Origin of the sequence: Cellulomonas sp. McL0617, from assembly GCF_049994875.1 — a bacterium.
Taxonomy (GTDB): Bacteria; Actinomycetota; Actinomycetes; order Actinomycetales; family Cellulomonadaceae; genus Cellulomonas.
In genome coordinates this window covers 1,816,774-1,842,830 of sequence record NZ_CP188256.1, presented here as the reverse complement: position 1 = coordinate 1,842,830, position 26,057 = coordinate 1,816,774, and the positions used below count along the sequence as shown (strand labels likewise).

At 70.7% G+C, this 26,057-nt stretch carries 25 protein-coding genes; 6 read left to right on the top strand and 19 right to left on the bottom strand.

Features of this window, described 5'->3' with window-relative positions:
* Positions 1–723, bottom strand: coding sequence for a GntR family transcriptional regulator (locus tag ACPPVS_RS08340; RefSeq protein WP_426595582.1), 723 nt, complete (start codon positions 721–723; stop codon positions 1–3).
* Complete coding sequence (locus ACPPVS_RS08335) at positions 705–2,207, bottom strand: fumarylacetoacetate hydrolase family protein (protein WP_426595915.1); 1,503 nt, start codon at positions 2,205–2,207, stop codon at positions 705–707. Before ACPPVS_RS08335 ends, ACPPVS_RS08340 begins: the two co-directional genes overlap by 19 nt.
* A gap of 171 nt (positions 2,208–2,378) precedes the next feature.
* On the opposite strand from ACPPVS_RS08335, the gene ACPPVS_RS08330 reads away from it, so the two are divergent.
* Positions 2,379–3,035 (top strand): SGNH/GDSL hydrolase family protein, encoded by a 657-nt coding sequence (locus tag ACPPVS_RS08330; RefSeq protein ID WP_426595581.1) that lies wholly within the window; start codon positions 2,379–2,381, stop codon positions 3,033–3,035.
* 24 nt (positions 3,036–3,059) lie between these two features.
* Here ACPPVS_RS08330 and ACPPVS_RS08325 read toward each other — a convergent pair whose 3' ends face one another.
* On the bottom strand, positions 3,060–3,632 hold the full coding sequence (locus tag ACPPVS_RS08325; protein WP_426595580.1) for an NADPH-dependent FMN reductase: 573 nt from the start codon (positions 3,630–3,632) through the stop codon (positions 3,060–3,062).
* Between the two features lie 130 nt (positions 3,633–3,762).
* Positions 3,763–4,596 carry a class II glutamine amidotransferase gene (locus tag ACPPVS_RS08320; RefSeq protein ID WP_426595579.1) on the bottom strand — a complete coding sequence of 278 codons (834 nt, stop codon included), beginning with the start codon at positions 4,594–4,596 and terminating at the stop codon, positions 3,763–3,765.
* Positions 4,597–5,023: 427 nt separating this feature from the next.
* On the opposite strand from ACPPVS_RS08320, the gene ACPPVS_RS08315 reads away from it, so the two are divergent.
* Entirely contained in the window at positions 5,024–6,532 is a 1,509-nt protein-coding gene (locus ACPPVS_RS08315) for a hypothetical protein (RefSeq protein ID WP_426595578.1), read from the top strand.
* Positions 6,533–6,554: 22 nt separating this feature from the next.
* Here ACPPVS_RS08315 and ACPPVS_RS08310 read toward each other — a convergent pair whose 3' ends face one another.
* From ACPPVS_RS08310 to ACPPVS_RS08295, 4 genes are read right to left on the bottom strand one after another with little or no spacing between them, the layout of a single operon-like run.
* Positions 6,555–8,327 carry a peroxidase family protein gene (locus ACPPVS_RS08310; RefSeq protein WP_426595577.1) on the bottom strand — a complete coding sequence of 591 codons (1,773 nt, stop codon included), beginning with the start codon at positions 8,325–8,327 and terminating at the stop codon, positions 6,555–6,557.
* A 34-nt stretch (positions 8,328–8,361) separates the two neighbouring features.
* Positions 8,362–9,756, bottom strand: a complete 1,395-nt coding sequence (locus ACPPVS_RS08305; RefSeq protein WP_426595576.1) for a Dyp-type peroxidase — start codon at positions 9,754–9,756, stop codon at positions 8,362–8,364.
* Complete coding sequence (locus ACPPVS_RS08300; RefSeq protein WP_426595575.1) at positions 9,738–10,958, bottom strand: hypothetical protein; 1,221 nt, start codon at positions 10,956–10,958, stop codon at positions 9,738–9,740. Before ACPPVS_RS08300 ends, ACPPVS_RS08305 begins: the two co-directional genes overlap by 19 nt.
* Positions 10,959–11,009: 51 nt before the next feature.
* Positions 11,010–11,492, bottom strand: a complete 483-nt coding sequence (locus ACPPVS_RS08295; protein ID WP_426595574.1) for a hypothetical protein — start codon at positions 11,490–11,492, stop codon at positions 11,010–11,012.
* A gap of 179 nt (positions 11,493–11,671) precedes the next feature.
* On the opposite strand from ACPPVS_RS08295, the gene ACPPVS_RS08290 reads away from it, so the two are divergent.
* Entirely contained in the window at positions 11,672–12,046 is a 375-nt protein-coding gene (locus tag ACPPVS_RS08290) for a hypothetical protein (RefSeq protein WP_426595573.1), read from the top strand.
* A gap of 2 nt (positions 12,047–12,048) precedes the next feature.
* Complete coding sequence (locus tag ACPPVS_RS08285) at positions 12,049–13,293, top strand: hypothetical protein (protein ID WP_426595572.1); 1,245 nt, start codon at positions 12,049–12,051, stop codon at positions 13,291–13,293.
* 82 nt (positions 13,294–13,375) lie between these two features.
* Here ACPPVS_RS08285 and ACPPVS_RS08280 read toward each other — a convergent pair whose 3' ends face one another.
* Both ACPPVS_RS08280 and ACPPVS_RS08275 read right to left on the bottom strand, forming a co-directional pair.
* A complete protein-coding gene (locus ACPPVS_RS08280) occupies positions 13,376–14,158 on the bottom strand; it encodes a hypothetical protein (RefSeq protein ID WP_426595571.1) in 783 nt (260 codons plus the stop codon).
* Between the two features lie 125 nt (positions 14,159–14,283).
* Positions 14,284–15,168, bottom strand: a complete 885-nt coding sequence (locus tag ACPPVS_RS08275) for an aldo/keto reductase (RefSeq protein ID WP_426595570.1) — start codon at positions 15,166–15,168, stop codon at positions 14,284–14,286.
* 152 nt (positions 15,169–15,320) lie between these two features.
* Between ACPPVS_RS08275 and ACPPVS_RS08270 the strand changes: the two genes are divergently transcribed.
* Positions 15,321–16,337 (top strand): hypothetical protein, encoded by a 1,017-nt coding sequence (locus tag ACPPVS_RS08270; protein WP_426595569.1) that lies wholly within the window; start codon positions 15,321–15,323, stop codon positions 16,335–16,337.
* 188 nt (positions 16,338–16,525) lie between these two features.
* Here ACPPVS_RS08270 and ACPPVS_RS08265 read toward each other — a convergent pair whose 3' ends face one another.
* The 7 genes from ACPPVS_RS08265 to ACPPVS_RS08235 form a co-directional block, all read right to left on the bottom strand.
* The gene (locus ACPPVS_RS08265; protein WP_426595567.1) at positions 16,526–17,008 is read right to left on the bottom strand and encodes a hypothetical protein; all 483 of its coding nucleotides are present in this window, start codon (positions 17,006–17,008) and stop codon (positions 16,526–16,528) included.
* A gap of 96 nt (positions 17,009–17,104) precedes the next feature.
* Positions 17,105–18,286 (bottom strand): bifunctional 2-methylcitrate synthase/citrate synthase, encoded by a 1,182-nt coding sequence (locus ACPPVS_RS08260; RefSeq protein WP_426595566.1) that lies wholly within the window; start codon positions 18,284–18,286, stop codon positions 17,105–17,107.
* Positions 18,283–19,197, bottom strand: a complete 915-nt coding sequence (gene prpB / locus ACPPVS_RS08255; RefSeq protein ID WP_426595565.1) for a methylisocitrate lyase — start codon at positions 19,195–19,197, stop codon at positions 18,283–18,285. Before prpB ends, ACPPVS_RS08260 begins: the two co-directional genes overlap by 4 nt.
* Positions 19,197–20,708, bottom strand: coding sequence for an MmgE/PrpD family protein (locus ACPPVS_RS08250; RefSeq protein WP_426595564.1), 1,512 nt, complete (start codon positions 20,706–20,708; stop codon positions 19,197–19,199). The genes prpB and ACPPVS_RS08250 overlap by 1 nt, the downstream gene beginning before the upstream one ends.
* Positions 20,709–20,931: 223 nt before the next feature.
* Positions 20,932–22,119, bottom strand: coding sequence for an acetyl-CoA acetyltransferase (locus ACPPVS_RS08245; RefSeq protein ID WP_426595563.1), 1,188 nt, complete (start codon positions 22,117–22,119; stop codon positions 20,932–20,934).
* A complete protein-coding gene (locus ACPPVS_RS08240; RefSeq protein WP_426595562.1) occupies positions 22,116–22,763 on the bottom strand; it encodes a CoA transferase subunit B in 648 nt (215 codons plus the stop codon). Before ACPPVS_RS08240 ends, ACPPVS_RS08245 begins: the two co-directional genes overlap by 4 nt.
* An 11-nt stretch (positions 22,764–22,774) precedes the next feature.
* Complete coding sequence (locus ACPPVS_RS08235; RefSeq protein WP_426595913.1) at positions 22,775–23,431, bottom strand: CoA transferase subunit A; 657 nt, start codon at positions 23,429–23,431, stop codon at positions 22,775–22,777.
* Between the two features lie 164 nt (positions 23,432–23,595).
* On the opposite strand from ACPPVS_RS08235, the gene ACPPVS_RS08230 reads away from it, so the two are divergent.
* Positions 23,596–24,417: an IclR family transcriptional regulator gene (locus tag ACPPVS_RS08230; RefSeq protein ID WP_426595561.1), complete on the top strand. Its 822-nt coding sequence runs from the start codon at positions 23,596–23,598 to the stop codon at positions 24,415–24,417.
* A 12-nt stretch (positions 24,418–24,429) separates the two neighbouring features.
* Here ACPPVS_RS08230 and ACPPVS_RS08225 read toward each other — a convergent pair whose 3' ends face one another.
* Together ACPPVS_RS08225 and ACPPVS_RS08220 are read right to left on the bottom strand one after the other, a co-directional pair.
* The gene (locus ACPPVS_RS08225) at positions 24,430–25,158 is read right to left on the bottom strand and encodes a DUF5995 family protein (RefSeq protein WP_426595560.1); all 729 of its coding nucleotides are present in this window, start codon (positions 25,156–25,158) and stop codon (positions 24,430–24,432) included.
* The gene (locus tag ACPPVS_RS08220) at positions 25,155–26,018 is read right to left on the bottom strand and encodes a hypothetical protein (protein ID WP_426595559.1); all 864 of its coding nucleotides are present in this window, start codon (positions 26,016–26,018) and stop codon (positions 25,155–25,157) included. The genes ACPPVS_RS08225 and ACPPVS_RS08220 overlap by 4 nt, the downstream gene beginning before the upstream one ends.
* Positions 26,019–26,057 lie beyond the last annotated feature (39 nt).

Below are 26,057 nucleotides of genomic sequence, written 5' to 3'. Positions count from 1 at the left end.
CTACTCCTTCGTCGTCGTCGAGGTGTCCAGGGACGACGCTGCCCGAGCCTCGTCGGGGTGCTCGTGCGCCAGATAGGCGGTGAGCGTGCCCGCGCGATGCCGCCGCACGGCGTCCTCGACGTCCCGGACCGGCGCACCGCCCTCGATGAGCACGAGGATGTCCTCGTGCTCGCGCACGGACTCCTGTGCCCTGCCGGGGACGAAGGCGAAGATCGAGTCGCGCATCGGCGCGAGCCGGGCCCACTCGGCCTCGACGATCTCCAGCAGCCGCGGGTTCGGGCACCTCGAGTAGAGGATGTGGTGGAACTCCTGGTTCAGCGCGGAGAACGACCGGGGGTCGAAGCGGGTGAGGGACCTGGTCATGACTTCGTTCACGGCCCGGGCGTGGCGGATGTCGTCGACCGTGAGGCTCCGGGCCGCCAGTGCCGTCGCGGCGCTCTCGACGACCGTGATGGCTTCCATCGCGAAGCGGTACTGGGAGTCGTCGACCATCGCGACCCGCGCGCCGACGTTGCGCTCGAACGTGATCAGTCCCTCGGCCTCGAGCTGGCGCACCGCCTCGCGGACCGGCACGACGCTCATGTCGAGCTCGTTGGCGATCGTCCCGAGCACGAGCCGGTAGCCGGGTGTGAACTCCTGCTTCGCGATCCGTTCCTTGATCCAGAGGTAGGCCAGCTGGGACTTGCTCAACCCCGCGACGACGCTCACTGCGCTGCCCGCCATGCCTCGTACCTCGATCTCCAGCTGGCATTCATGGGGAACAGCCCGTCGATGGCGTGACCCGCCGAGACCTGCGTCGCGATCCACGCGTCCTCGTCCTCCTGGGCGAGCGCCGCGTCGGCGACCTCCTCGGCGAGCGCCGGTGGCACGATGATCACTCCGTCCGAGTCGCCGACGATGATGTCGCCCGGTTGGATGGTCGCGCCCCCGCAGGCGACTGTCACGTCCGCATCCCACGGCACGTGCTTGCGGCCGAGGACGGCAGGGTGCGTGCCCGCGCAGAAGACGGGGATGCCCACGGCCGCAACCGCATCGCCGTCCCGCACGCCGCCGTCGGTGACGATCCCCGCCGCGCCACGTGAGTGCGCCCGGATCGCGAGCACGTCGCCAAGGGTCGCCGAGCCGGTCTCGCCGCGGGCCTCGATCACCAGCACCTCGCCCGTGCCGACGGCGTCGAACGCCCGCTTCTGCGCGTTGTACCCGCCACCGTGCCGCTCGAACAGGTCCTCCCGGTTGGGGACGAACCGAAGCGTCCGCGCGGTGCCGACCAGCTTGGCGCCGGGTCGCAGCGGCCGCACGCCCTCGATCGTCACGTTGTTCAGCCCCCGCCGGCGCAGCTGGGCGGACAGGCCGGCGACGGGCGTCCGGAGCAGCTTCTCGCGCAGCGAGGGTGCGAGCGTCGGTCCCAATCCGGCGGCCTCGCGCGAGCCCCACGCCTCGGCCCTCTGCGCGTCGTCGATGCTCGGCAGCGACCCGAGAGCGTCGTCGAACGCCACCTCCCCCTGCGTCACCGTGGTGACGAGCCGTCCGGTGCTCGAGCCGCCCGGGACGTCGACCTCGACCTCGACGACGTCGCCGGGCACGAGGACGCTCGCCCCGGCGGGCGTCCCTGTGAGGATGACGTCGCCGGTCTCGAGCGTGAGGTGCTGCGAGAGGTCCGCGACGATCTGGGCCAGCGAGAACATGAGGTTCGCCGTCGTGTCGGCCTGAGCCGGCGCACCGTTCACCCAGGAGCGCACGCGTAGCGCGCCTGGGTCGACCGTGCGCGCGTCGATGAGCGCGGGACCGAGCGGCGTGAAGCCGTCGCCACCCTTGGCCCGAAGGTTGGAGCCTCGGTCGTTCGTCCGCAGGTCGTAGAGGCCAAGGTCGTTGCCGGCCGTGACCCAGTCGACGTGGCTCCAGGCCGCATCGATGGTGACGCGCCGCGCCGGTGTGCCGATGATCAGCGCCACCTCGCCCTCGAACGCGAGCAGCTCGGTGCCTGCCGGCCGCTCGACAACCCCCCCGGACGCGGCGATCGAGCTGGACGGCTTCAGGAAGTACGACGCGTGGCCGGGCCTCCGGCCGCGCTGGTCCGCGCGCGACGCATAGCTGAGGTGCACCGCGATGACCTTGCCCGGACGCCCAGGCAGTGCCCGGAACCGCTCGTCCTGCGTCGCCGTCGACTCATGGTCAGTCACCCGCGGATCATATATTATCCGTGACATCAGCGGCAATGGCGCTCACGGGGCGACCGCGGCGGCGGCCACTCACGGGCCAGCAGGATCCGGGGTGTCAGAACCCCTCTTTGCGCAGGTCAGGTCCGCTACGTTGCGACCATGACAAATCCGAAACCGGTTTCGGTCAAAGGATCCGGCCCTTTCCGCGCGCTCCTTGTCGTGGGCGCCGTCGTGGTCGTCGCGGCGGTCGGCGTCTTCCTGGTGACCCGCCCCGCCGACGGCAAGACGCCGTCGACCGCCGCCGTCCCGGCCGGTGCGTCCGTCGCCTTCTACGGCGACTCCTACACGTTCGGCGAGCAAGCGAGCTCACCCGCGGCACGCTGGAGCACTGTCTTGGCGCAGCAGGAAGGCTGGGTCGAGCACAACGCGGGGATCAACGGGCTCGGCTTCGTCGCCGACCGAGACGGCACGGACGCCGTCCAGACGGTCCTCGATGCCCACCCCGACCTGATCATCGTGACGATGGGCCTCAACGACACGTTCGTCGCGGAGGACCAGATCGACGAGATCACCACCGCCATCCACGACGACTTCGCGCGCTTCCGGGCCGAGGCACCCCAGGCGCGGCTCGTCGTCGTCGAGCCGTTCTGGATCCCCGCGCCCGTGTCGCCGGGATTCACCCTGGTTGCCGACGCGGTCAAGGCCGGCGCGGCAGAGGTCCACGCCGACTACGTCGCGGGCGCGGGCGACTGGCTCACCGACCACCCCGAGTGGCGGTCCGACGACCAGTACCAGCACCCGGACGACGCCGGCTACGCCGAGATCGCCCGCCGCATGACGATCGAGCTCAAGAAGCTGGGCGTGATCGCGGACTGAGCTGCACGCACGGCGACCACCGGATCACGTGCGCGGCAGCACGGTGAGGACCCGGACCAGGTGGTCGTGGAACTCGCTCATGTACGCCCGGAGGAACGCGGCGGTCGAGTCGTCGGTGACCTCACCGTCGGGCGTGAAGACCTCGGGCGAGAAATGGATGTACGCCTCGGGCGACGTCATCTGCCGTGCGTTGCAGAAGCTCAGGACTGCGCGCAGGCTCTGCTGGCCCACGGCGGTCCCGATCGCCCCGACCGACGCCCCGATCACGGCCGCCGGCATGTGGTCGAACGAGTTGCGTCCCCACGGCCGCGACGCCCAGTCGATGGCGTTCTTCAGCGCACCCGGGATCGACCGGTTGTACTCCGGGGTGACGAACAGCACGGCCTCCACACCGGCGATCGACTCCTTGAGCGCGCGGGCCTCGGGCGGATAGTCCGCGTCGAAGTCGGGGCTGTACAGGGGCAGGTTCCCGATGGGGATCTCGACGAACTCCAGGTCGTCGGGCGCCAGCGCGATCAGGGCCTTCGACAGGATCCGGTTGATCGACGTCGACGAGAGGCTCCCGACGAAGTACCCGACCGTGTAGGTGCGAGACATGGCGACTCCGTTCCCGGCGACCGTCTGGCGTGGCGTCGGACGCCGAATCGACGAACGTGACCTCCCACGCTAGGACCGACTGCCGCGAACGGCTCTCTGAACCGAACCGACGAGAGCCCGGAACGCCCTGCTACGGTGCCGCGGGCGCGAACGGGACGGTCTCCTGCACGCCGCCGCCGATCACGAGGCACGTGCTCTCCGGCACCTCGAGCCAGGCGCCACGGAGGTCGCCCAGGGGTTCGGAGACGACGATGCGCGTGTCGGCGGACAGGCCGTGCAGCGTCGGGTTGTCGGGGTACTGCTGACGGAGCACGGCGACGTCCTGGTTGTGGAACAGTGAGCGCGACCGGCCCTCCGACGAGTAGCGGAACGCCCACAGGCGCTCGCCGTCGGTGGTCGCGATCGTGCCCTGCATCGGGTACTCGACGCCGTGCCGGCGAGCGACGTCCTCGACCAGCCCGATCGCAGCGGCGACGGCCTTCTGCGGGTCGTCGGTCAGTCCGAACGTCAGCGTGAGGTGGAAGAGCGTCTCGGAGTCGGTGGTGCCCTCGATCGTCGGGAAGAGCTCGGGGTCGACGGCCAGCTGGAGGTCTCGCTTGAGCTCGCTGAACCGTGCGATCAGCCCGTTGTGCATGAACAGCCAGCGGTCGTGGCGGAACGGGTGGCAGTTGGTCTGCTGCACGGCCGACCCGCTCGTCGCCCGGACGTGCGCGAGCACGACTCCCGACCGCACGTGCTGCGAGAGCTCGCGCAGGTTGCGGTCGCTCCACGCGGGCTCGACGCTGCGGAACAGCCCCGGCGTCGACGAGTGCTCGTCGTACCACCCGACGCCGAAGCCGTCGCCGTTGGTCGGCTCCGCACCCAGCCGGCTGTGCAGGCTCTGCATGACGAGCGAGTTGGCGGGCTTGTAGAGCAGCTCGTCGAGCCGCACGGGCGAACCCGTGTACGCGATCCACCGGCACATCTGCGGCCTCCTCGTCGAGTCCCCGCGTTCGCCCAGCGTCCCACGGCGCAGGCGCGCCCACCTGGCGCAAGGAGCTTGAGGCGTGGTCGGTGGCAGCCGGTCGGCCCGGCCGGGCCTCGCCATTGACAGATCTCGAGGGCCGCGCGTTAGGTGAACTCACTGCCGATTCTTCCCCCGGAGGCCGATCGTGGTTCGAACGTCTGCGAGCGTCTCACGGCGCATCGCGTCCTTGGCCGTCGCGTGCGGCCTCGTCTTCGGCGCAGGTCTGTTCGTACCCGCGGCTGCGACCGCGGCAACACCGAACGGTGGGACGGAGGTGCGCCCCTTCGAGCCTGGTGAAGACGCCGCATCCGTCCTCACACCACCGAGGTCCAACGCTCCCGCCCGGGTGCCCGCCGCGGGTCTTCCGCGGCCGACGAGCCAGTCGGTGGCGGCCGATCCTGCCTCGAAGCGGGCGGAGGGCCTGAGCCTGAAGGACACCCGCGACGCGAACGGGGGCAACCAGTTCAGCCTCGAACCCCCGGACCAGGCGCTCTGCGTGGGGACGAGTGAGGTGATCGAGGGCGTGAACAACGTGTTCGCCACGTACTCGACATCCGGCACACGTACGTCCGCGCCGCAGGCGTACGTGCCGTTCTGGAACAACGGCACTCCCGAGATCGACCGGGCGACCGGTACGTACGGGCCGTTCCTGTCCGACCCCAAGTGCTACTTCGATCCCCAGCTGAGCCGGTTCTTCATGACCGAGCTCCAGCTCGGTGTCGACCCAGCGACCGGCGATTTCACCGGGACCAGCTTCGAGAACATCGCGGTCAGCAAGTCCTCCACCCCGTCGACGAGCGCGGCCGACTGGTACCAGTACCGGCTCGACGTCCGCAACGACGGCGCGCCCGGCACGCCCAGCCACGCCGGCTGCCCCTGCCTGGGCGACCAGCCCCTGATCGGCGCCGACCGCTACGGGTTCTACGTCACGACGAACGAGTTCTCGATCGACGGCCCGCAGTTCAACGGCGCCCAGATCTACGCGTTCGACAAGGCCGCCCTCGCCAACGGCACGATGAAGGTGCAGCGCATCGAATCCGGCGGCCTCCAGCTCGCTGAGGGCACCGCGTACAGCGTGCAGCCGGCGACCTCGCCCGTCCCGTCCGAGTGGTCGAGCGCCAACAACGGCACCGAGTACGCGCTGTCGGCACTCGACTTCAACGCCAAGCTCGACGACCGCGTCGCCACCTGGGCGCTCACCAACACCCAGAGCCTCACCACGGCGAGCCCGGCGGTGCAGCTCTCCAGCGTGGTGATCAGCAGCGAGGTCTACGGCCAGCCACCGTCGGTGCAGCAGAAGGCCGGCCCCTATCCCCTGGGCCAGAGCCTGAAGGACAAGCTCAACCTCCTCCAGTCGAACGACGACCGGATGAACCAGGTCGTCTACTCCGGCGGCAAGCTCTGGAGCGGCGTCAACACGGCTGCGAAGACCAAGAACGGCCCCACCACGACCGCGATCGCCTACTTCGTCGTCCAGCCCAGCAGCACCGCGAACGGCGTGTCCGCCACCATGGCGAACCAGGGCTACGTCGCAGTCGACCGCAGCTCCGTGATGTACCCATCCATCGGGGTCGCCGCAGGCGGGACGAAGGCAGCAATGGTGTTCACGCTGGTCGGACCGGACTTCTACCCCTCGACCGCCTACGTCCGCCTCACCAGCGACGGGGCAGTCACGGGCCCGGTCTCGATCTACGGAGCCGGGACGAAGCCCGCCGACGGATTCACCGGCTACCCGCAGTACGACGGCAACGGGCAGGAACGCTGGGGCGACTACTCCGCCGCGGTCGCCGACGCCGGCGGCACGGTGTGGGTGGCCGCGGAATACGTTCCCGGCACCTTCGGGTACCCGCCCTACCTTGCGAACTGGGGCACCGCGATCGGCGCCATCGGCTGAGCAACGACCTTGCCGTCGGGCGCTACGCCGACGGGAGCGGCCACGGCGCGAACGCGTTGCGCACCCCGCGCACGGCCGAGGCGAGCTCCGGGTAGTGCCGGACGATGACGGACGACATGTCGTTGCCGTCGATCCAGGCCATGCCCTCCGGCGTGTAGGTCTTCTTGGTGAAGTCGACGCCGAAGAACCGGTCGCTCTTCAGTCGCCGGGACGCCATGAGGACGAAGATCCGGAACGCGGTGTCGCTGAACCCGAAGCCGCGCGGGAGCTGCTCGCCCAGCATGCCGACCATCAGGTCGACGTCCTCCAGGTCGTCGTCGTAGATCTCGCGCAGCTTCGCGACCGTCGCGGGGTCGTCGCCAAGCTCGTCGAAGCTGCTCACGGGTGCCATGTGCATGAGGCGGCGGAACTCGTTGTAGCGCGGCACGCCACGCTCCCGCGAGCGCAGCACGTCGATCGCGGCCAGGTCGATCAGCGCGCCGTCGTTGCGCGGCAGCCGGTGCATGAAGCGTGGGCTGTTGTGGAGGCGCAGGGCCCCGGGGTGGGCCACGCCGAGGGAGTAGAACGCGTTCGTCGCCGAGACCCGCTCCAGGACCGATCTCGAGCTCAACCCGTGCAGGTCCATGAATCCCAGGCGCTCGCTCACGTCGCCCGTCTCGGCGTCACGGATCTCGTAGTCGTCGGGGATCAGCGGGTGCATCCGGTAGACCGCGACGAACTCCTCCGTCATGGCATACGGCACGCCGTGGTGGTCCGTCGGCGACCCGGGGATACCACTGATCAGGTCGCTGGACGAGAGCCGGCCGACGAGGTCGTGCACCTTCTCCTCGGCCACGCCCCACCAGTTGGCGCGCATGGCGATGTGCAGCACCGGGTGGCCGAGGATGGCCGGTGTCCACTCGACCGTGTGGATCTTGGCGATCAGCGCCGCGTTGATCAGCCGCGCCTTCTCGAACAGCTGGTCGTCGTTCCACGACGGGTAGGACGCTGCGAGCCGGTCGCAGATCGCGTTGTGCTCGCGCATGAAGAGCGTGTGCATGAGCTCGAGGCCCATCCACCAGCCGTCCTGGCCGCCCGAGGTGCCCAGCAGCGCGGGGTCCACGTCGATCAGGCCGTCGTCCCGGATCCGGACCCTTCCAGCGGTGCCGAGGCGGACGGCGTGCTCGAACTCGGGCGTGCTCCCGTACAGCTGGGACGCGTCCCACCAGTGGGTCTCGGTGTTGACCCACGTCGCCGAGCCGTCGGTCGCGTGGTTGCTGGGGTCGCTGGGCGTGCTCGGCCACACCATAGGGTCGTCCGGCCAGTCGTCGCCCGCCGGGCGCGGCACCCGGATCGGGTGCTCCATGTCGGTGCCGTGGCTGAACCAGTCGCGCGTCTCGAACTGGAGCCACGCGGCCGCGAGCACGTTCAACGTGGTCGCCGGCTTGAACTCGTGTCGCAGCAGCAGGGCGTCGCTGATCGTCCGGGGGTTGGGGGTGAACAGCCGAGGCGGCACCTCGGGCCTGGTCAGCTCCAGAGGGACGTTCCGGCCGAACCGCGTCCGGGCCATCCCCATGGCCGGGTGCGCCAGGTCGTTGTACGAGCCGTCCGTCGTACGGGCGACCAGGTGGCGCGGTGGGGCCGGGACCGGCGCCTTGGCACCGGACCCCTGGGACGTGCTGAACAGGTTGCGGGCGCGCAGCGTGTTCCGGATGCCGATGAGCGCGAGCACCCCCAGCAGGGTCGGGAACCTGTGCCACTCGAATCGCTTGTCGAGCAGCTCCACGAGCTTGCCGAACGCTGACTGCTTGCGCATCGTTCCCCCGAGGTTCGTGTCGTTGACGTGCGTTCTACGCAGCCGATCCACCCCTGGGGCGTGCTGCGAGGTAGTGGAGCGCCCGGAGGCCCGGCAGGAAGAAGTAGGCGCCCCCACGCATCTGGACGAACTGCGGGAGCTCTCGGTACCGGTGTCGGACAGGTTCCCCGGGGACGGTGAAGGTCGACGGCCCGTGCACCCGGGAGCCGATCAACGGATCGTCCGCGTCGTCCAGCGGCGCGAACACGTTGCCGTTCAACCAGCCGTGCTGCACGAACTCGAACTGGCGTGCCAGGTTGGCGTTCAGGCACAGGAAGTACAGGCCGCGCTCGTCGGCGTCGGAGTACGTCCTGCCCCGCCGGACCAGTCGGTGCGTCCGGACGCCACGGAGCGAGGCGTCTGTGCCGGGGTTCGGCGGCAGGGAGTCGCGCGGGTTCGCGCGCCGGACGTGGGCACCCACGGGGCACCGCACGCCGAGGGGGTCGACGTCGTGGTACCCGAAGTCGTTGGCGGCCGAGAGGGTGGGGTCGTCGACCGCGGGTGCCAGCACCAAGGGTGCCCCGCTGGGCCACCTGCCGACGATGCGTGCTGCGAGGTGCTCGGCCTGCGCCGCGTCCCCGTCCGTCGCCGAATTCACGTGATCCCAGAACCCGTCGACGTCCTGGCGGAGCTGGCGGAAGACGAGGTACGTGCCGTTGCGCCCGAGGTCCGGAGCGCCCGACCGGTCGCGGCGCAGCATCCGCTCGGGGTCCGCGGACTGCTGCAGGAGGGGGCGCTCGGACTGCTGGCCGTACTCGTTGCGGTAGCCGAGCACGAACTCCCCAGGCCTCAGCGCCTCCGCGGGGTCGGGACCGCCGGTGACCGCTGCGATCGTCGGCTGCGAGATCCCGTCCCTGAACCCGAACACCTCCCGGTCGCTCAGACCGTCGGCCAAAAGGACCCGCTGCACGCGGACGCCGTCCTGCTCGGCCTGGGCGCGTACCTCGGCCACGAGCGTCGTCAGGGTCCGGGCGTCCTGGGCGTAGAGCAGGAGCAGGAGGTGGATGGGCTCCTCCCCGGAGCGCCCCCACAGCCACCCGCTCGGATCGTTCGTGCCCGTGTCGCCCAGGATCCGGTTCCGGTACTCGGTGTCCATGCCCGTGCGGAACGGCTCGGAGAACCCGTCGGGGAGGTCGTCCCACTCGGTCAGGCAGCGGACGCCGTCGTGGGTCAGGGCGACCTGCATCGCCTGGTCGTCCGGACTCTCATCGCCGGTGGTGACTCGCGGCGCAGCCCACCGTGCCAGCCTTCGCAGCCCGTCGGACGTCGGCGCGTGCAGCAGGACGTAGGCGGCGCACGGGAGCTTCCCGTATCCGCGCACCACCAGACCCTGGAGGTCGCCCAGGTCGAGCAGGTCGCCCATCGCCCCGCTCACATCGCCTCGAGCCATCGCGGGTCCTGGGCGCGAAGGGCCCGACGGACGTCCGCGTTCCGGTCGATGTGCGTCGCCGCGAGCGTCGGGTAGGCCGAGTAGAACACCACGGTCGGCACCAGGTGCCGGCGCAGGTAGTGCTTGTAGGCGATCTCGTCCTTGGCGCCACCGAAGAACAGCCAGCGCGTGCGCGGGAAGCCGACGCCGTTGCTGAAGACGAGGTTGATGCCCCAGGCCAGCCGGGAGATGAAGTCGTCCATGTAGCTCTCGAGGTTGCCGTCGTAGCTGCTGGCGAAGATGAGCCGTCGGCCACCGTCGACCGGTTGCCACCGGGCGAAGTGGATGGTCTGGACCCCGGACAGGTTGTCTCGGTACATGACGAGCCGGAACGCCAGATCGAGCCCGAGCAGCGCCCCGCGCATCGTGAGGCGTCGCACGATCCCAGGCTTGACGAACCCGATGCCGGTGAAGGGGTTCTGGACCCCATGGTCCTCGTAGCGACGGACCGCGTCGATGTGCCCGATGTCGACCGCTCCGCTCTCCGGCGTGTCGCGCAGCTCCAGGACCCGCACCACGAGGACCCACGCGACAAGGAACGGGCCGACGAGCGGGAGCACGAGGAGCAGGCCGAGGACGATGGCGACGAGCGTCGAGATCCGGAGCACTCCGTAGGTGAGTCCCGGGCTCGAGGGTCGACGGATCGCCCACGACAGGTCGGGGCGCCGTTTCACCGCGCGGTACACCGTGTGCGCGACCGCGTCGACCGAGGTTCGCTGGGCGGCCGTCAGCTCGTCGAGCACGACCTCGACCTGCTCGCGCAGGTACGCCTCACGCTTGATCTGCTCCACCGGGCGGTCGGCGGTGTGCCGGTAGTAGGCGGCCGGCCGCAAGGAGTGCTCGTGCAACCACAGGAGACGCGCTGCCACGCCGGGCGTGCCCGGGTAGCCCCGGCAGTTCTCGAACAGTGCGTGGATCTCGGTCGGCAGGGCCCGGAAGTGCTCGTCGGCAGAACCGTCGACGTCAGCCATGTAGACGATCGACGGCGGTATCGGATGTCCCTCGGTGTCGATCACTGGCTCGAGGACGAAGGCGCGGGCGAAGTGAACCGTGCCGATCGCGTCGAAGTCATCGACGCGGATCTGTGCCAGCTGGTCCCGGGCGGCCTCTTCGCGGTCGGCGACGAGCTCCGCCTGGACGCACACCGCTACCTGTGCCGGCATGCAACCACCCCTGGGACCATGTGCCTACCCGTCGCGAGCCGGTTCGTCGGGCTACTTCGACCCCCGCTGTCGGAGCGTGAACCAGCCGACGCGCCGATGCCACAGCCAGACGACTCCGAGGTAGAGGCCGGGGCCGACGAGGCGGATCTCGTCACGGACCATGTGGGCGACGCGCGAGGTGCGGGAGTAGTCGATGAGGACGATCGGGTCGCCGTCGACCCAGCTCTCAGCCGTGGACAACGTGGCCTTGATCAGTCGCAGCCGGAACGGGCTGATGAGGTTCTTGAGGCTGGCCTGCTCCGCGTCGACGACCTTCCCCTGCCACAAGAACGCACGGGCGAAGATCGAGATCGGCTTCACCGCTCGGGTTCCGGGAAAGGCGAGAACTGTGCCGCGCAGCTTTCCCTTCGGAACGGGACCCGGAGGGCTCGCCCGGAACAGCTCGTCGAGGAGCCGATTGCCCAGGCGCATCAGGGCGGCCTCGGTGTGAGGCTGCGTGATCGTCGGTTGACGCGTCGCGTTCCTGCTCGACATGGCCAGACCTCCCCTGCCGCAAGCCGGTGGTCGAGGTCGGCTTGATCGCCCTCCAGCGTGCTCCCGCCGCCCAGGCTTGTAAAGGCGTAAACCGGTCGAAACCGGACAGGGACGTGCAAGCGTTGACAGCGACCGGCACCGGTGCCAACGTGGCACGGGAGTCGATCAGGGGAGACGCCATGGCGACATCGACCGCGAGCCGCCGTTCGGGTCAGATCCTGGCCGTCGTGCGGATCGTCATGGGCACGCTCGGCCTGCTGGCTCCCCAGGTGCTCCTGCGCCGGCTGGCGACGGACGAACAGGCGTCCCGGGCGGGCATGTATCCGTTCCGGATGTTCGGCATCCGGACGATCCTCCTGGGCATCGAGCTGCTCACCGCGGATGACGCCTCGCGACGCAAGCTGGCCCGCCTGGCCATCCTCATCCACGCCTCGGACACGGTGTCGGCGGTCGTGTCCGGCATGCGCGGGGACCTGCCTCGGCGTGCCGCGGTCACCACGGCGCTCATCTCGTCCGCCAACACGACGCTCGCCGTCCTGGCCACTCGCGACTGAGGGTGCCCACCACGCCGACCGCGAGCTCCAACGCCAGCCACCCGCAGCCGCGCGCCGCGACCGGCGTGGCCTGGCGCGACTTCGTCGCCGACACCGCCACGGCGTTGCTGCGGCTGGAGCGTCGCTTCGACCCGTTCGTCCGACCGACCCTCGACGCCCTGCTGAAGGACCGCGCCGAGCGACTCATCACCTCGCTCATCAACGTCAACCGCCGCAACCTGCACCTGCAGATCGCGGAAGAGCGAGCGATGGTCGACGAGGAGAGCTTCACCGACTCGATCGTGCGCAGCTTCACCGAACAGATGACCGGCCTGTGGAAGCCCGGCGGCTTCGAGCGCGGCGGCAACACCAAGACGCACGGCATCTGCCGGGGCGAGCTCACCGTGCACGACAACCTGCCCGAGCACCTGCGCCGCGGGATCTACGCGAAGCCGCAGACCTTCACGGCGTGGGTACGCTTCTCGGGGCCGGGGCCGTACATCACGCCGGACATCGACGACGTCGGCTTCATGAGCATCAGCATCAAGCTCATGGGCGTCGAGGGCCCGAAGCTGCTCAACGACGAGCGGCACACGCTCGACATGTTCGGGGTGTCGACCGCCACCTTCGTCACGCCCGACGCGATGGCCAACGCGGCGCTGCAGCTCTGGAGCGTGCAGAACGCGGCCTTGTTCTACTTCGTCAACCTGCGCGCCCCGCACGTGTTCGACATGCTCATGCAGTCGCTCTACACCAAGACCCAGAGCAGCCCGTTCGAGGCGCCCTACTTCAGCTGCGTGCCCTACCTGATGGGTGAGGGTCAGGCGATGTCGTACTCCGTGTGGCCGACGTCGAGCAGGAAGACACCCATCCCGCGCCTGCCGTTCCGCCCGCCGGACGACTACCTGCGCGACGCGATGGTGGCGTCGCTGTCGGAGGGTGATGTGGAGCTGGAGGTGCGCGTGCAGATGCAGACGGACCCGCACCTGATGCCGATCGAGAACGCCGGCGTGCTGTGGCCGACGAAGCTGTCGCCGCGGGTGCCCGTCGCCACGCTTCGCCTCCCGAGGCAGACGTTCGACTCGCCCGCGCAGATGGAGTTCGCGAAGCAGCTGTCGTACAACCCGTGGCACACGATCGCCGAGCACCGTCCGCTGGGCAACCAGAGCCGGGCGAGGAAGCGGATGTATGAGGAGCTGTCACAGCTGCGGCACCGGATGAACGCGGTGCCGCACCACGAGCCGACCGGAGACGAACGCTTCACCTAGTCAAGACAGTGCCGCAGCGACGGACCACTCCTCGGTCGTGCGTGCCGCGATCAAACCCGCCCGGGCCGACCACGGCGACGCCTCACCCGTAGTCGCGTCGGTACCGAGCGTCGACCTGACGAGCCAGCAGCTGGCGCTCGTCCTCGAGCCCCACGCCGTGCTTGTGCGCGAGGGCCGCGAGGATGGCGTCGCAGACCGCGACGAACTCGCCGCCGGACGAGCGACCGGTCGCCGCCAGCCAGCGCTGTTCGGCGGCATGCCGGACGTAGTCGCCCACCGCGGCATCCTCGGTGCGGAGGATGGCGCCGCCGTCGTTGACGAGCGGCGTGCCGTCCGGGTTCGCGATTCCGACACCGGTCGGACGGGGCAGAGGTGGCACCGGCGGTGCCGCAGGCTGCGGCGTCCGGGGTTCCGGAATCCGGGCCTCCGGGACCTGGGGCTCGGGGATCCGGGGCTCCGGGATCCGGGCCTCCGGGATCTGGGCTTCCGGGACCCGGGGCTCCTGGACCGGGGGCTCCTGGACCTGGGGCTCCGGTACCGGGGCCTGGTGCAGCCCCGGCTGGGGCGGCAGCGGGTCGGCGATCCGCGACGGCTGCTCGGGCACCTCGGTCGGTGACTGGGCTGCGGCCTCGGCCTGACGGAGCAGCTCGGTCGCGCTCTCGAGCCTGGCCGCGTAGCTCTCGATGACCGCGAGCTGCTCGTCGAGGGGCACGCCGGGGTCGCCGTCGATGAAGTCCTGGTTGTAGGACTCCTTGGCGCGCACCAGCCGTTGCGACAGTCGGTGGATCTCGTCCCGCAGCTTCGCGGGGTTGACCGCAGCGCTCGATGACGCCGGTGTCGGATATGCGTCGAACGTGAGTGCCATGGCTACCCTCCTTGGTCGCTCGCAACCTCGATATGTCATCGACGGATCGAGCGGCCAACATGAGCAGCACGCCAGGGCGAATTCCTGGGTTCCTCGTCGAGCGGTTCGTCCCGAGGTAACCGGCGTCAGGCCTCCGGGACCGGGCGCCCCCAGGCCTCGAGGGTCATCGTCGCCGGCTCCGGGCCGCCGCGGTGCCCGGTGTCCAGGGCGTCGATCGCCGCCAGCTCCGCGTCGGTGAGCTCGAAGTCGGTCACGGCGAAGTTCTCCGCGATGCGCGACGGGGTGACGGACTTCGGGATCGCCGACCGGCCCCGCTGCAGGTGCCAGCGCAGCATGACCTGCGCGGGGGTCCGGTCGTGGGTGGCCGCGATCGCGGCGATGGTCGGGTCGGCCAGCGCGGACGGGTGCCCGCTGTCGCGGTAGAAGGTGATGCCGCCGATGGGCGACCACGCCTGGGAGAGGATCCCGTGCGCTGCGTCCGCGGCGAGGACGGCCGGCTGACGGAAGTACGGGTGGACCTCGATCTGGTTCACCGCGGGCACGACGGTCGTGGCCGCCAACAGCTCGTCGAGGTGGTCCGTCATGAAGTTCGACACCCCGATCGCCCGGACCTTGCCGGTGGCCAGGAGCTGCTCCAGGGCCCGGTACGCATCGATCGTCAGGTCGAAGCGGCTCGGCAGCGCCTGGTGCAGGATCAGGAGGTCGATCGTGTCGACGCCGAGCTTGACGGCGGACTTGTCGAACGCGTGCAGGGTGGCGTCGTACCCGTAGTCGCTGATCCAGACCTTGGTCTCGACGAACACCTCCTCGCGCGGGACCCCGGACTCGCGCAGCGCCCTGCCCACCTCGCGCTCGTTGCCGTAGGCCGCCGCGGTGTCGATGTGTCGGTAGCCGACCTCGAGCGCCGTGCGCACGGCGGCGACCGTCTCGTCGGGGGGCGTCTGGAACACGCCGAAGCCGAGGGCGGGCAGCGTGACGCCGTTGTTCAGGGTGAGCGTGGGGATGGTCATGGGTCCACCGTAGGGAGGGTCACGGACTGACGCCCGGCGGCGCCGGAGCGGGCGACGAGAGGTCCGCGACGTCGATCGCCTAGGGCGGGGCTGTCCGCGGGCGCGCCCGAGGGGGATGCTGGAAGACGATCGCCGACCGAAGGACGGCAGAGATGTCGCACGACGCTGAACCCCGGGTGCGGCCCCGCTGGGCCACCTACTCGGTCCGGGCGCACACCGACCTCGGTGCTCTGATCTCGGACGTGCTCATGCACGACGCGGTCGTCTTCCCGTGCCCCGCGGACGACGACGACTTCACGTACTGGGCCGATGCCGGCTGGGACCCGGAGCTGCTGGCCCTGCGCGTGACCCAGCTGGGCGACGCCGCGGTGACGATCCCGTGGGACGCGGAGCTGCGCGAGAAGTGGCGGTTCGCGTTCGACCACTTGAGCCCGCAGGAACGCGCCGACCCGGAACGCGCCTACCTGCTCACCGCCGAGTTGCTGGCCGACCGCCCGTTCGTCACCCTCATGGACACCGACGACGACCGGTTCCCGCGCTCACCGCTCGACCAGCCGACCCTGCACCCAGCATTCGCCGCGCACGACGGTCGCGGCCGGGTGGCACGCGACGACGCCGAGCTCGTCGCCGCCTACCAGGGGACCGACTCCGTCCGGTTCACCGGCGGCTCGGCCTCGACGGACCTCGACGCCCTCACGTTCGAGTGGCGCAGCGGGCAGCCCGGGCTGCGGCTCCAGCTGCCGCTGGCCTGCGTCGACGACCCGGACGAGGAGACCCTGCACCGGGTGCTGGACCTGATCGGCGACGACGACTTCCGCCGGGCCCGGCGTGAGCTCTGGGCCTGGGAGAACCAGCTGTCGCCGACGTGGACCGCCGCAGACGTCGCGACGCTCCTCGAGCAGCTGGTGGAGGAGTACAACCGGGCCGTGGTCCGCGAGCTGGCCCACACCCGCGTCCGCACCACCTTCCTGCTGGTCCCGGTCGCGATCGGGCTGGGCATCGACCAGCTGTTCGCCGGCGTGGTCGGCACGCTCGTGGGCGCAGCCTCCGGGCTCATGATCAACCAGGTCAAGGCCCGGTTCCCGGTGCTCACCGGACCCGCCGTCCGGGCGAGCCACCACCCTGGGAGCGCGGTCTCCGGGATGCTCAGCATCGTCGGCCAGGGCTGAGGCGGCCGTCGTCAGCCGACCTGCTCCAGCTTGGCCGGTCGGGTGCAGTGACCTGGACGTCGCGAGAGACCTCCGTGGCGAGCCGGGGTAGGAACCCGGGCTGGCACGCGGAGGCCTCTCGCGTCACACGTCAGTGCCCCGGTGGACGTCGCGGCGTCGAAGCCGACGAGGCCCGGACGGGGCCCACCTCATCCCTCGGTGCCGGTCACGCCGATGTAGACCGTGGCGACGCCACGCGGGTTGAGCAGCACGACCGGCGCGATGCACCGCTTCGGCAGCGCGACCTTGGCGTTGATCTTGGCGTCGCCCGTGGACGAGAACGGCACGACGGCCGTCGTCGCGACCACGGCGCCGTTGCACGCGACGCTCGCGGAGAGCTGCGTGATGGGATTCGCGCCGGACGACGTCAGGACGAGACCGCGCACCCGCACGTCCAGGCGACCGTCGTGGCGCAACCGCGCCTCTCCGTTGCCGATCACCCAGTTGGCCCCGCCTGGAGCCACGTTCTGGAACAGGACCGGATCGGTCGTCAGGCTCCCGGCCAGCTCTGCGTCCAAGATGGTCCGACCACCTCCCTCGTGCCCGCCACCGGCGAAAGCCGCGGGAGCCCCGATCAGTCCGGCGGTCACCACGACCGCCGCAGCCATCGCTACGCGCCTCAGGATCGTCATCGTCGTCAACCCTTCCTCCGCGAGCCCACGACGGGCCCGACACGAGTTGACACGAGACGGGGGTGCGACCGGTTCACCCGAACCGGGCGGCGGGAGTCAGCCGAGCTCCTCCGGGCGGTCCGCCAGCGCCAGCTCGTCGGCGTGCGGGACGTACCCCTCGACGTGCCGCTCGTCCGGACCGACGTACTCCGACAGCGGCCGGATCAGCGCGTTCGAGGCCGCCTGCTCGAGGATGTGCGCGGTCCAGCCCGTGATCCGGGCGGCGACGAAGATCGGCGTGAAGGTCGCGGTGTCGAAGCCGATGAGGTTGTAGGCGGGCCCAGACGGGTAGTCCAGGTTCGGGTAGATGCCCTTGCGCGCGACGAACTGGGTCTCGAGCGCGGTGTACAGCTCGAGGACGTCGGGTCGGTGGTAGTGCTCGACCAGGCTCTCCAGGGCGGCCCTCATGGTGGGCACCCGGGAGTCGCCACGCTTGTAGACGCGGTGCCCGAAGCCCATGATCTTGCGCTTCTCCGCCAGGGCGGTGTCGAGCCACGCCGCCACGTCCTGCGCGGAACCGATCTCGTCGAAGATGTGCATGACGGCCTCGTTGGCACCGCCGTGCAGCGGGCCCTTGAGCGCGCCGATCGCTGCGACCACGGCCGAGTAGAGGTCGCTCAGCGTCGAGGTGACCACCCGAGCCGTGAACGTCGAGGCGTTGAAGGAGTGCTCGGCGTACAGGATCATCGACCGGTTGAACGCGTCGACGACGGCCTCGTCGGCCTCCTCGCCGAACGTCATCCAGAGGAAGTTCGCGGCGTAGCCGAGGTCGTCGCGCGGCTCCACGGCGTCCAGACCGCGTCTCCGACGCTGGCCGTACGCGACGATCGCCGGCAGGGCCGAGAAGAGCTGGACGCTGCGCCGCAGGTTGTCCTCGGGGCTGCCGCCGGCGTCGAGCACCGAGCCCGAGCCGGCCAGCGCAGCAGCTCCGAGGAGGCTGACCGCGGTGCGCACCTCGTCCATGGGGTGCGCGTCGAGCGGGGTCAGGTCCAGGACCGTCCGGACGTCCGGGTCGAGGGCGCGCAACGGACGCTCCGTGGAGCGCAGCTCGGCGAGCTGCGCGTCGTCGGGGAGCTCGCCGTTCCATAGCAGGTAGGCGACCGCCTCGAACGGCTGGGTGGACGCGAGCTCCTGCACGGGGTACCCGCGGTAGAGCAACGAGTTCGTCTCGGGGTTCACCTTGGACACCGAGGTGGTGTCGACGACGACCCCGGCCAGCCCCTTCTTGATGTCCGTCATGCGCCGCTCCTGTTGTTGTCCAGGTCGAACGTGAAGATGCCCGCGTCGAAGGTGGAGTAGCTCTCGTAGTCGAGCAGCTCGTAGAGCCGGGCGCGGGTCTGCATCTCGGGCACCCTCGAGGTCAAGGAGCCCTCGGCGAGGATCGTCTCGAGGCCGCGTTCGGCCGCACCCATCGCCAGGCGCAGCAGCGAGACCGGGAAGATCACGATGTCCACGCCCACGTCGGCCAGCTGGCCGGTGGTGAACAGCTCGCTCTTGCCGAACTCCGTCATGTTGGCCAGGATCGGCACGCTCACCGCCGCCCGGACCGCCGAGAACTCCTCCAGCGAGGCCATCGCCTCCGGGAAGATCGCGTCGGCTCCGGCGTCCTGCAGCGCCTTGGCCCGGTCGACGGCGGCAGCCAGCCCGTCGACGCCCCGGATGTCGGTGCGCGCCATGATGAGGAAGTTGGGGTCGCGACGACCCTCGACGGCCGCGCGGATGCGCTTGAGCGCGGTGGCCTCGTCGACCACCTCCTTGCCGTCGAGGTGGCCGCAGCGCTTGGGGTTCACCTGGTCCTCGAGGTGCATCCCGCTGATGCCCGCGTCCTCCAGCACCTGGACGGTGCGCGCGACGTTCATGGGCTCGCCGAACCCGGTGTCCGCGTCGATGAGGGTGGGCAGGTCGGTGACCCGGGCGATCTGCGCGCCGCGCTGCGCGACCTCGGTGAGCGTGGTCAGGCCGATGTCCGGCAGCCCCAGGTCTGCCGAGAGCACCGCGCCCGAGATGTAGACGCCCTCGAAGCCCTTGTCCTGGATGAGGGCAGCGCTCAGCGGGTTGAAGGCACCGGGCATCCGGATCAGGTCGCCGGCGCCCAGGCGGGCCCGGAAGGCGGCGCGCTTGTCCGCGGCGGTCACGCTCGAGTGCAGCATCAGAGCAGCCCCTTCGGTGCCTCGGGCAGGTCGGCGACCAGCACGTTGAGGTCGCCCACCTCGGCGGGCGTCAGCGACGGCAGCCTCTCGGCCAGGCCCAGGAACGTGTCGATCTGCCCCTCGGAGAGCACCGGGCCGGCCAGCGTGCGGAACTTGCGGACGTAGTCCGGCCGGGTGAACGGCCGCGCGCCCAGCGGGTGCGCGTCGGCCAGCGCGATCTCGTCGACGATCCGGCCGCCGCCCACCAGGTCGATCTCGACCCGTCCGCCGAACGCCTTCTCCGTCAGGTCGTTCGAGTGGTACCGCCGCGTCCACTCCGCGTCCTCGACGGTGCTGATCTTGTGCCAGAGCGCCACCGTGTCCGGTCGCGTGGCCCGCGACCGCGCGTACGAGAGGTTGTGGTCCCACGAACCGTCCTGCAGCGCGACCGCGAAGATGTAGGCGATCGAGTGGTCCAGCGTCTCGCGGCTTGCCTCGGGGTCGAACTTCTGCGGGTCGTTGGCGCCGGTGCCGATCACGTAGTGCGTGTGGTGGCTGGTGGCCAGCACGATCCGCTCGACGTTGGCGGGGTCGCGGATCTCGGGATGAGCGGCTCCCAGCGCGCGGGCCAGGTCGATCCACGCCTGCGCCTGGTACTCGGCCGAGTGCTCCTTGGTGTAGGTGTCGAGGATCGCGCGCTTGGCCTCTCCGGGCTCCGGGAGCGGAACCTCGTAGCGGCCCTCGGGTCCGTCGAGCAGCCAGGCGATGACGCCGTCCTCGCCCTCCCAGATCGGTGACGGGCTGGTCTGGCCGCGCATGGCCCGGTCGACCGCCTCGATCGCCATCTTTCCGGCGAATGCCGGAGCGGATGCCTTCCAGGTCGAGATCTCGCCCTTGCGCGACTGCCGGGTGGCCGTCGTGGTGTGCAGGGCCTGCCCGATCGCCTGATAGATCGTCTCGACCGGCAGGCCCAGCAGCGTCCCGATGCCCGCCGCCGCGCTCGGGCCGAGGTGGGCCACGTGGTCGATCTTGTGGGCGTGCAACGAGATGGCCTTCACCAGGTCGACCTGGATCTCGTACCCGGTCGCGATGCCGCGCAGGAGCGCGGCACCGTCGGCGCCGGTGTGCTGCGCGACGGCGAGGACCGGCGGGATGTTGTCTCCGGGGTGCGAGTACTCGGCCGACAGGAAGGTGTCGTGGTAGTCGAGCTCGCGCACGGCGACGCCGTTCGCGTAGGCCGCCCACTCCGGGCCGTACCGCCCCGCGATGCCGAACACCGTCGCGCCCGCTCCCCCGGACGCCGGACCGACCGGATGGGCCTGCGCCTGCCCGCGGGCCGCGACGATCGGGGCGCGCTTCAGAGACGCGACCGCGACGGACGCGTTGTCGATGAACCGGTTGACGATCATGTCCGCGACGTCCGGGTCGACGGCGACCGGGTCGGCGGCGACCTCGGCGATCTTCCAGGCCAGCTGCTCCTCGCGCGGCAGCGGCTCGGAGCTCTTGTAGGTACGCAGCGGGTGGAGCCTCATCAGGTGGTGGTGCCTTTCTCTGCCGGGCGGCGCCCGGTGTGGGGAGCGGTCCCCCGCATCATGTCGTTGAAACGCTCGGCGACGTCGATCTCGTCGGGACGCCGGGCGTCGCGTCGCACCCTCCCACGTTCCACCAGCACCTCGATGCGTCCCGGCCGAGCAGGTCCATCGTCACCGCGAGGTGGTCGTCCAGCAACACGGCGCTGCGAGGACCCCGGTGCGGTCACACGGACTCGACGACGCTCACGTAGCTGGCCACCGCGAGGCCGCCCATGTTGTGCACGGCTGCTCGCCGAGCCCCGGGCAGCTGCATCTCGCCGGCGGTCCCGGACAGCTGCATCGCGGCGACCACGTGCTGGGAGACGCCGGTCGCGCCGACCGGGTGACCCTTCGCCTTGAGTCCGCCCGAGAGGTTCACGGGCAACCGGCCGTCGCGGTAGACGGAGCCGTCCTCGATCGCGATCGCACCCTTGCCGCGCGGGGCCAGGCCCATCACCTCGTACAGGATGAGCTCGGCGATGGTGAAGCAGTCGTGCACCTCGGCGAGGTCGAGGTCGTCGACTGTCACGCCGGCCATGGCGAGCGCGCCGTTCCAGGCGGCGACGCTGCCCGCGAACGCGACAGGGTCGCGCTTGCTCGCGGGCAGGAAGTCGTTGGCCTGGGCGAAGCCGGCGAGGCGCACGGGTGCGGTCGCGGCGCCGGTGACGGGGGCCGTGGTCAGGACGACGGCGGCGGCGCCGTCGGAGACCGGCGAACAGTCGGTGCGGCGCAACGGGTCGGCGACCATCGGGTTGCGGTCCGAGACGGTGCGGCAGAACTCGACGGACAGCTCCTTGTGCAGCTGGGCGTAGGGGTTGGCCATGCCGTTGTGGTGGTTCTTCGACGCGATCGACCCCAGGACGTCCGAGACGCTGCCGAACCGGTCCTGGTAGGCGTTGGCCGTCGTCGCGAACAGCCCCGCGAAGCCGCTCGTCGACTCGGTGCCCGCCGACTCGTAGTCCGCGCCGAGCAGGGCCGCGCCGACGACGGACGCCGGGGCGTGCGTCATCTTCTCCGCCCCGATCACCAGGACCGCCTTGGCCGTCCCCGCCAGCAGCGACTTGACGCCCTGCTGGAGCGCCGCGGAGCCGGACGCGCACGCGTTCTCGACGCGCGTGGCGGGGGTGCCGGCGAGGTCGTCGGACACCTGCAGTGCCAGCGAGGAGGCGAAGCCGAGCGGGAGGAGGCCCGAGTTGAACTGGCCGAGGTAGATCTCGTCGATGTCCCGGGCCTCGAGCCCGCTGGCGTCGATCGCGTCGCGCGCGACCTGGACGATCAGCGACTCGAGGGTCTCGTCCGTGAGCTTGCCGAACGGGGAGTGGCCCCAGCCGGTGAGCAGGACATCCGTGCCGAAGCGTTCGCGCAGGCTCATCGGGCCACCGCCATCTCGATCTCGAAGGACGCACCGGTGGACGCGCGGACCTCGTCCAGGGTCACGTCCGGGGCGAGGGAGGTGAGCACCAGGCCGTCCGGCGTCACCTCGAAGTCGGCGAGGTTGGTGATGATGCGCTGGACGCAGCGCAGCCCCGTGAGCGGCAGCGTGCAGTGGTCGACGATCTTGGGCGACCCGTCCCTGGCCGTGTGCTCGGTGAGGACGACGACGCGCTTGGTGCCGGCGACGAGGTCCATCGCCCCGCCCATGCCCTTCACCAGCCTGCCGGGGATCGCCCAGTTGGCCAGGTCACCCGTGCCGGACACCTCCATCGCGCCGAGGAACGCGATGTCGACGTGGCCGCCGCGGATCATCCCGAACGAGACCGCCGAGTCGAAGATCGACCCGCCCGGCAGCACCGTGACCGTCTGCTTGCCGGCGTTGATGAGGTCCGCGTCCTCGTCGCCCTCGAACGGGAACGGCCCCATGCCGAGCAGCCCGTTCTCGCTCTGCAGAGTGACGGTGAGCCCGTCGGGGATGTTGTTGGCGACGAGGGTCGGGATGCCGATCCCCAGGTTGACGTACGCACCGTCGCGCAGCTCGGAGGCGGCCCGGGCGGCCATCTCGTCCCGTGTCCAGGGCATGTCCGTTCTCCTCACGCGCCCGTCGCGACGCGGGGTCGCACGGTGCGCTGCTCGATGGGCTTCGTGCGGGGCGAGGCGAGCACGATGCGCTGGACGAAGATCCCGGGCGTCGCGACGACATCCGGGTCGATGGCGCCGGCCTCGACGATCTCCTCGACCTCGGCCACCGTGATCCGGCCCGCGGTCGCGACGGCCGGGTTGAAGTTGCGGGCCGTGTAGCGGTAGGTCAGGTTGCCGGCCGAGTCGGAGCGGTGCGCGCGGACCAGGGCCAGGTCGGCGGTGATCGCGCGCTCCTGCAGGTAGGTGACCCCGTCGAAGTCCGCGGTCGGCTTGCCCTGCGCGACCTGCGTCCCGACGCCGGTGCGCGTGTAGAACGCAGGGATGCCCGCGCCGCCCGCGCGCAGACGTTCGGCGAGCGTGCCCTGCGGCACGAACTCCACCTCGAGCTCGCCGGAGAGGTACTGCTGCGCGAACAGCTTGTTCTCCCCCACGTAGGACGCGACGACCCTGGCCACCTGGTTGTTCTCGAGCAGGACCCCGAGCCCGACGCCGTCGACGCCCATGTTGTTCGAGACGATCACGAGCTCGCGCGCCCCCGAGTCGCGGACCGCGTCGATGAGGTCGAACGGGTTCCCGCTGAGCCCGAACCCGCCGACCGCGATGGTCATGCCGTCCCGGATCACGTCCCGGACGGCCGACGCCGCGCTCTCCACCTGCTTCGACACGTCTCTCCTTCGAGCGCTCGATCGCTGAATCGTCGCGACCGTACGTCGTCCACGGAGGACTTTCATCATGTGGACTACGATGTGGAATCTCGGAGGTGATGTTTCACATGGTGGACTTTCTCTCGTCCGTCGCACCCCATCCGCCGGGCACTCAGGTGGTGCAGCGCGTCGGTGCGCTCCTGCGTCAGATCTCGCTCGCCCGGGACGCCGGTGCCCGTCTCAGCGACCTCGTCGAGAGCACCGGCCTCACCAAGCCGACCGTGCACCGGCTGCTCAGTGCGCTCGCCGTCGAGGGACTGCTCGACCACGACGACGAGACGGGCCGGTGGTTCCTCGGCCCGGAGATGTACGTGATGGGCACGGCGTCGGCGAGCCGGTTCCCCATCGAGGAGCTCGCCCACCCGTCGTTGGTGCGGCTCGCGGCCGCGACCGGCGAGTCCGCGTTCCTGTCGATGCGGCGCGGCAACGAGACGATCTGCCTCCTGCGCGAGGAGGGCAGCTTCCCGGTCCGGTCGTTCGTCCTGACCGAGGGCTCACGCTTCCCGCTCGGCATCGGGTCGGCCGGCCTGGCGATCCTGGCCCACCTCGATGAGGCCGAGCGCGAGGACGCCCTCGCCCGGCTGGACCTGCGCGGCGGCCGCTGGGGCGTCGCCCAGTCGGTCCCCGCGATCCGCCAGACCATCGCCGACGCGAAACGGCTCGGCTACGTCGTGAACCCCGGCCGGATCGTCGAGGGCAGCTGGGGCATGGCCGCGGCCATCTTCGACCGGGGCAACCGCCCGATGTGGGCGTTGACGCTCACCGGCATCGAGACGCGCTTCCAGACGGACCGGCAGGCCGAGCTCGGACGGCTGCTCCTGCTCGAGGCGCACCGGGTGACGCGGCGCCTGGCCGGTGGCGCCGGCCGTCCCAGGACGACGCCCGGATGAGCGGGAGCAAGGTCAGGCGCCCGGGAGCAGGACCCCGAAGCCGCGGCGGGCCAGGCTGAGCAGGACCTGGCCCGACGGCAGCAGGTCCCGAACCCGATCGGCGCACAGGACCTCCAGCTCGGCCAGGACAGGCTCGTAGCGACCGACGCGCCGCGCCCGGTCGAGCACGACGGCGTTGCGCCACACCTTCGCGCGGGCCTCGGCCAGGAAGCGTCGGGACGCAGCCCGGTTGGCGGGCCGTAGGAGCCGGTCGAGCGGTGTGACGCGGGAGACCGCGCTGAGCTCGTCGTCCTCGGCTCCGACGCGGGCCTGCAGCACCAGGTCGAGGTGCTGGTGGTCGGCCGACCGGCGCTGCAGCACGTCAGGCTCGTCGAACTCGGCGGACGAGATCACCGCGAGCAGGGCCCGCGGGAGGTCGTAGTTGATGTGCGCGTTGAGCCCGAGCAGCACGTGGCGCAAGGGTGGGAGCCCCGGGCGCGCACCGAACGCCACCCTCCACGGCCCCGACACGGGTCTGCCCGCGCGGTCGGCGTCGAGGGCCTCGAGGTAGAGCTCGGCGAAGGCGACGTCCCACCGCGCGACCCAGCCGGGATCGGCGAACCCGCCGGCCGCGATCTCGTCCGCGACCGCGACGGTGGTGCGCAGGTACGTGGCGTGGAAGAACCGCCGCACGTCGCCGTCCAGGGACCCGAGGTCCGTCCGCATGCGCAGCAGCAGCGCGTCGAGCTCGCCGCTCGTCACGGCGACCGCCGCTCCATCCGCACATACAGGGCGGCGGTCGAGAGCGTGAGGCCGACGAACCCCACCACGAACAGCCAGGTCAAGGGTCGCGCCGGGTCCAGCGAGGACCGCCCGCGGACGCCCGCGACGACGAGCAGGACGAGCATCACGAGGGCCACCTGCACAGGGATGCGCGCGCTGCTCCACCGCTGCTCCCGGATGGCACCGAGGCCGGCGGACCCCAGGCAGAAGACGGCTCCCATCACGCGGGCGGTCAGCGGCGTCAGGGGCCACGGCCAGATCGAGACGGCCGTCGCGGGGGCGACGAACAGGAACAGGCCGGTGACCAGGGCGAGGCCCCCGACGCCGGCGATCACCGCGGCGGCGGCACCCGGCAGACGGAGGTCGTCGGCGGCGGCCGGTGCGTCGTGCACCCGGTTGCGCCACCAGACCCACGCGATGAGGAACGGCGTCGTGAAGTAGAGCAGCACCCAGAGCCAGAACGCGACGTGCCCGTGGACGAAGGTCTCCCAGTGCAGGAGCGTCGCAACGCCCATCAGGGTGGCGAACAGGCCGACGGGCGGGAAGCCGGCCTTGATCGTGTGCCAGCCGGACGCCCCGGCCGCCCGCACGAAGAAGTAGGCGCCGCCGAGGTAGGCCGACCCGAGGACCATCGCCGACAGGTGGGCCTTGATCGTCCACGCGAACAGCCGGCCGGTGTCGCTCGGCCACGGGTAGAGCACGGCCCAGGCCAGCAGCAGGAACGGGACGATGACGATCGACACGACCCGCGTGGCGCGCAGCACGCGGTCGTCCGGCATCGGGGTGCTCGGGACCTCGGCCGCCACCTGGACCTCCGGGTCGGCCGGCGCGGGCGGCACGCAGACCGTCCTTCGGCCCGCGTCCCGACCGGTCCTGCG